This is a genomic window from Bacteroidota bacterium (genome assembly GCA_030017895.1).
In the GTDB taxonomy this organism is placed as follows: domain Bacteria; phylum Bacteroidota; class Ignavibacteria; order UBA10030; family BY39; genus JASEGV01.
In genome coordinates, this window is record JASEGV010000017.1 from 41,776 (window position 1) to 47,163 (window position 5,388).

Annotated in this window: 4 protein-coding genes; all 4 read right to left on the reverse strand. The window is 39.7% G+C overall.

The genetic code is table 11. The annotated features are described in order from the left end of the window. Nucleotides 1-287: 287 nt before the first annotated feature. The 4 genes from mutL to purF are packed head-to-tail and all read right to left on the reverse strand — an operon-like array spanning nucleotide 288 to nucleotide 5,095. Complete coding sequence (gene mutL / locus QME58_04930; GenBank protein MDI6803175.1) at nucleotides 288-2,069, reverse strand: DNA mismatch repair endonuclease MutL; 1,782 nt, start codon at nucleotides 2,067-2,069, stop codon at nucleotides 288-290. 3 nt (nucleotides 2,070-2,072) lie between these two features. Further along, nucleotides 2,073-3,029: a signal recognition particle-docking protein FtsY gene (gene ftsY / locus QME58_04935; GenBank protein MDI6803176.1), complete on the reverse strand. Its 957-nt coding sequence runs from the start codon at nucleotides 3,027-3,029 to the stop codon at nucleotides 2,073-2,075. Nucleotides 3,030-3,037: 8 nt separating this feature from the next. After that, on the reverse strand, nucleotides 3,038-3,583 hold the full coding sequence (locus tag QME58_04940) for a CDP-alcohol phosphatidyltransferase family protein (protein ID MDI6803177.1): 546 nt from the start codon (nucleotides 3,581-3,583) through the stop codon (nucleotides 3,038-3,040). 6 nt (nucleotides 3,584-3,589) lie between these two features. Continuing rightward, nucleotides 3,590-5,095: an amidophosphoribosyltransferase gene (purF, locus tag QME58_04945; protein ID MDI6803178.1), complete on the reverse strand. Its 1,506-nt coding sequence runs from the start codon at nucleotides 5,093-5,095 to the stop codon at nucleotides 3,590-3,592. Nucleotides 5,096-5,388: the final 293 nt, after the last annotated feature.

Consider the following 5,388-nt stretch of genomic DNA (forward strand, 5'->3'; position numbering starts at 1 on the left):
GGAGTCATTTGCATGTTTGCAACAATGTAGCACCCATTTTTCTGATATCGTTTCTATATTGTATTATGTAGGATATTCACTCTGCATAGTAGCTTATATTTTATTATTATTTATCTCTCTGGTGCAAGTCCGTAGGACTTGTATGTCTGTAGCTGTAGAGGAAAACAATATATTTCCACTCCAGAGGAGTGGTATGTTCCCATATAAAACATTCGACCCCTCCGGGGTCGGGGAATCATTTTTCTTCCCTTACTACAAACATTAGTCTCCTATGGAGACACTTATCGTCAAACATTTCTTCCAAACCGTTTTCCTAACTCGCTCAATGTTAGCTTAATAATTGCGGGTCTGCCGTGCGGGCATACATAGGGCACTTGAGTTGAAAACAACTGCTCAATCAGCGAACGCATTTCAGCTTGATTCATCGCATCACCAAACTTTATTGCCGCTTTACACGCAAACGATTTTGCCAGATTATCGCGCGGTTCTAATTTTTGTTGATGCTCGTTCTCCTTGTAAAGATCCACAATTTCCTGCAGTATTAAACTTTCCTGCCCCGATTTTACATCTAAAGGCACACCTTCCATCACCACCGTATTTTTTCCAAACGCTTTCACTTGAAAACCTAATTTTTCTAAATTAGGAATTAATTCATTGACAATCGTAAAATCGCCCGCCGATAACTCTATTGTGTGTGGAAAAAGAAGTTGCTGTGAACGATTGTTTGTTTCGCTAAAACTTGATACTGCTTTCTCGTATAATATCCGCTCGTGTGCCGCGTGCTGGTCAACAATCATTACACCTTCCTCGATAGGAATTATGATGTACCGATTATGAACTTGAAAATATATTTGTGGTACAGTAGATTGGGAAGGTTGTTCAGACGGTTTTTCGTAATCAGTTTTTGTATAAATGTTTTGAATATCTCCCCGTGCAGAAAATATCGGTGCATTGCTATCGGTAGTGCGCCTCTGAAACTGGAATGAACTATTCGGATGAGGCACATATTCAGGAAATCTGCCGGTATCAATACTTTCAGTATGAAATTGAATTGAAGGGATTAGATTGTTTGTAGAAAGAGTATTCCGTACTGTCGAATTAATGAGATGATAAACACTCCGCTCTTCCTTAAATTTTACTTCCATCTTCGATGGGTGAACGTTTACATCCACTTTATTCGGATTGATATTTATAAACAAAACAAAAAACGGGAAACTCCCCTTTTCGATGAGATGCTCGTATGCCTGAAAAACTGCGTGGTTCAAACTTCGGCTTACAATGTAGCGATTATTCAGAAAAAGAAATTGATCGACACGGGTTTTCTTTGCGAAATCAGGTTTAGTGATAAATCCCATAACATTCAACTCCAAATAATAAGGAGAATCGGTGTTACTTATAGCGGGAAGAATAGCATCGTGAACTTTATTGCCGAAGATATCCCGGATTCGTTCTTCAATTTTATTTGATTGAAGATTGAACACAGTCTCCTCGCCGCTGATGAATTTAAATTGTATGTAGGGATGCGACAGAGCTATTCGGACAACAACATCGAAGATGTTTTTAAACTCGACGCTGTTGTTTTTTAAAAATTCTCTACGAGCGGGTGTGTTAAAAAAAAGATTTCTTACAGTTACTGATGTTCCCCGTTCCATTGCTTCTTTTGAATTTTCTTTTATTTCGATACCTTCGATCCGTATTTTTGTGGCAACGTCGTCGTCATCGGTTCTGGTAATCAATTCAACTTGCGACATCGCTGCAATGGAAGCTAATGCCTCGCCGCGAAACCCAAGCGTGCGGATGTTTTCTAAATCCTCGAGTGTTGAAATCTTACTGGTCGAGTGTCTGTAAAAAGCCACCGATGCATCTGCTTCACTCATACCGCAGCCGTCATCAATAATTTGAATTAAGCTTTTGCCCCCTTCTTTTATTATAACAGTTATTTTAGAAGCGCCGGCATCAATCGAATTTTCGAGAAGTTCTTTAACAACAGATGCAGGGCGTTGAACGACCTCGCCTGCTGCAATTTTGCTTGCAAGATTTTCAGATAATATGTTAATTTTGTTTGGCATTTTTCAAATATTTTCGGTTTTCTCAAACAAAGCATTCACGAAGGCATTCTTATCGAAGGGCTGCAAATCTTCAATCGTTTCGCCGACCCCAATAAATTTTACTGGAATGTCAAGCTCTTGACTAACCGCAATTACAACTCCGCCTTTCGCTGTTCCATCCAATTTTGTTAGTACAAGTCCTGTTATACCGACGGCGGCAGTAAATTGTTTTGCTTGTTGAATTGCATTCTGTCCGGTTGTCGCATCCAAAACAAGGTAAACTTCATGCGGAGCTTCGGGCATTAATTTTTGTAACACGCGCTTTATTTTCTTCAATTCTTCCATCAAGTTGATTTTGGTATGAAGACGACCTGCGGTATCTATAATCATAACATCTACATTGTTTGCAATTCCCGATTTTAACGAATCGTAGGCAACGGCAGCCGGATCGGCTCCATGAACTTGTTGAATAATATCAACGCCGGCACGTTTTGCCCAAATTTCAAGCTGCTCGTTCGCCGCCGCCCGAAAAGTATCCGCCGCCGCAATTAAAACTTTTTTACCCGCCGTTTTGTAGTTGTAAGCTAACTTTCCGATAGTTGTTGTTTTGCCTACACCGTTTACTCCCACAATCATAATTACATGCGGTTTTTGAGTGTGTGAAATAACGAATGGCGTCTCGTTGCTTCCGTTCCCGTTCAAAAGCATGTTTTGAATTTCTTCACGCAGTAATCTGTCTAATTCAGTCGAATTTTCGTACCGTTCCTGCTTCACTCTCGCTTTTATGTTATTAATGATTTTATGTGTCGTGGAAATTCCTACATCACCTAATAGCAATATCTCCTCTAAATTATCTAACAGTTCATCATCAATTTTACTTTTACTTGTGATGAGTTTTTGAACTTTTGCTATTATATTTTCACGTGTCTTGGTGAGACCTTCTTTGAGACGACTAAATTTGAACTTATCAAAAAATCCCATTACAAAAATTAAACCTTTCTATAGATGATATTTAAAAAATTAATAACGTATAAAACAAAAGAGAGAATCATAAATGCCAAACTTAAAAAAAGAAAAACTCCAGTAACGGTTTGAAGCTCATCGTAACGCAGAATAGAAAGAAGCAGATAAACTGAGATTATACCAACTGTTATTTTACCGGCGATATTTGATTGAGGTAAAATATTTTTTACCTTTTTCATATACAAACCGCCTGCGAGTATCAAAATATCCCGTAATATAAAGGCAACCATCAACCACAAAGGAACGGCCGCTTGAATAACCAAAATTACAGCAATAACTCCAATTGCAATTTTATCGCCTAATGGGTCTAATATTTTTCCTAAATCGCTGACCTGATTATACTTACGTGCAAAATAACCATCGAACCAATCGCTCGCTATCGCTACTGCGATTAACGTTAAAGCGATATACTTGGATGATCCTTCGCCGTTTAACAACAAAAGTGATATCGGGATAACAAGCACTATCCGCAAAACGCTCAAGGTATTAGATATATTAAAATTTTTGTTCACTGAAATCTAAAATCCTAAATCCAATTCATCTTTATCAAAATTTTTATCGATCTCAACTGGGTAATCGCCGCTGAAACAAGCTGTACAATACCACTCGCCGTTCTCTTTCGGAACAGATTTTAATAATCCATCCAGCGACAAGTAACCTAAAGTATCGACACCTAATTCTTGCCGAATCTTTTCAATATCACCATCGCACTGATTTGCAATCAACTCATTCGGTTCCGGAAAATCCATACCGTAGTAGCAAGGGAAACGGATTGGCGGAGCTGTAACCCTGAAGTGAACTTGTTTGGGCTCGGCTTCACGAATGAGCTTGACTAATTGCTTGGAGGTTGTGCCTCGGACAATTGAATCGTCAACCACAACTACAATCTTATTTTTTAAAACGCCTTTTACTTTGTTGAATTTCGTTTTTACTTTTATTTCTCGGACGTCCTGATCAGGTTGGATGAATGTCCTGCCGACATAATGGCTGCGAATTAAACCAATCTCGTATTTAGTCAGATTACCCATTTTATTACTGCGGCTTACAAAACCAAGTGTTGCCGTGTTGCTCGAATCAGGAACATTGATAACAACGATTCGGTCATCTGGACTTGAAGCGATTACGGGATTTTCTTCTGCTAAAATTTTACCGAGGCGGCGACGGATTCTATCAACACTTTCGCCGAACACATAACTATCGGGACGCGAAAAATAAATATACTCGAAGATACAATAATGCGGTTTGGGCGGTTTGTTTTTTAAGTGGAATGCTTTTGGCACACCAGATTTTATCACTTCTTCGTCGAACACGAGAATTTCACCAGGCATAACTTCGCCGATGTATTCAGCGTTGATAATATCGAAGGCACAGGTTTCGGATGCCACGACGAAAGCACCATCTACTTTTCCAACATTCAGCGGCCGCCAGCCATAAGGGTCGCGGGCAGCTATCATTTTACCATCCATTAAAATGACAAAAGAAAATGCCCCCTCGATTTGATTGAGTGCATCTAATACTTGATTTATTTGGTCCTGCTCGCGGCTGCGTGCAATCAGATGCAGTACAATTTCTGTATCTGAAGTAGTTTGAAAGATTGTTCCTGAATCCTGCAACTCTTTTCTGATTTTTCGGAAGTTTGTGATATTTCCATTATGCGAGATTGCTAAATTTCCGTTGCGATAATTTACCGTTAGAGGTTGGATATTCTGTTTGTTGTAAGCCGAACCCGCTGTCGAATAGCGGTCGTGCCCGACAGCAGATTTGCCACGTAAAACATTTTTGAGAAGTGATTCTTCTTTAAAAACATCGTTCACTAAACCAAAATCTTTGTGAACGTGGAATTGATTCTTATTAATTTTTTTATTGAATTCAGATGTAACGATACCGCATCCCTCCTGACCCCGATGTTGGAGCGCTTGCAAGCCGTAGTAAGTCATTACAGCCGCTTGCGGATGACCAAAGATTCCGAAAATACCGCAATGGTCAATTGGTTTGTCTATATTTTTTTTGTAGGGTAATTCCATTGATACTGTATTGTAAAGATAAGAATTTATGAGGAAAGATGCTTGTGCTTCGCAGGTACAATCATTGGGGTACTAGGGCTGCAAGTGCGACTCACTTTTCTCGACCCGAAGGTTTCCTTCGGAATCGGACCGCTTCGCCGGAAGTGAGTCGCACGCACATTCCAAGTTTATTTCATCAAAATGAATTGACATCGCCGGCTCGTCTTTTACACCGACCATCACTCCAATAAACAGTTACTGACTGAAGTTACGCAAAAGAGTCATTCTGATCCCGCTCGTAGAGCGGGAGAAGA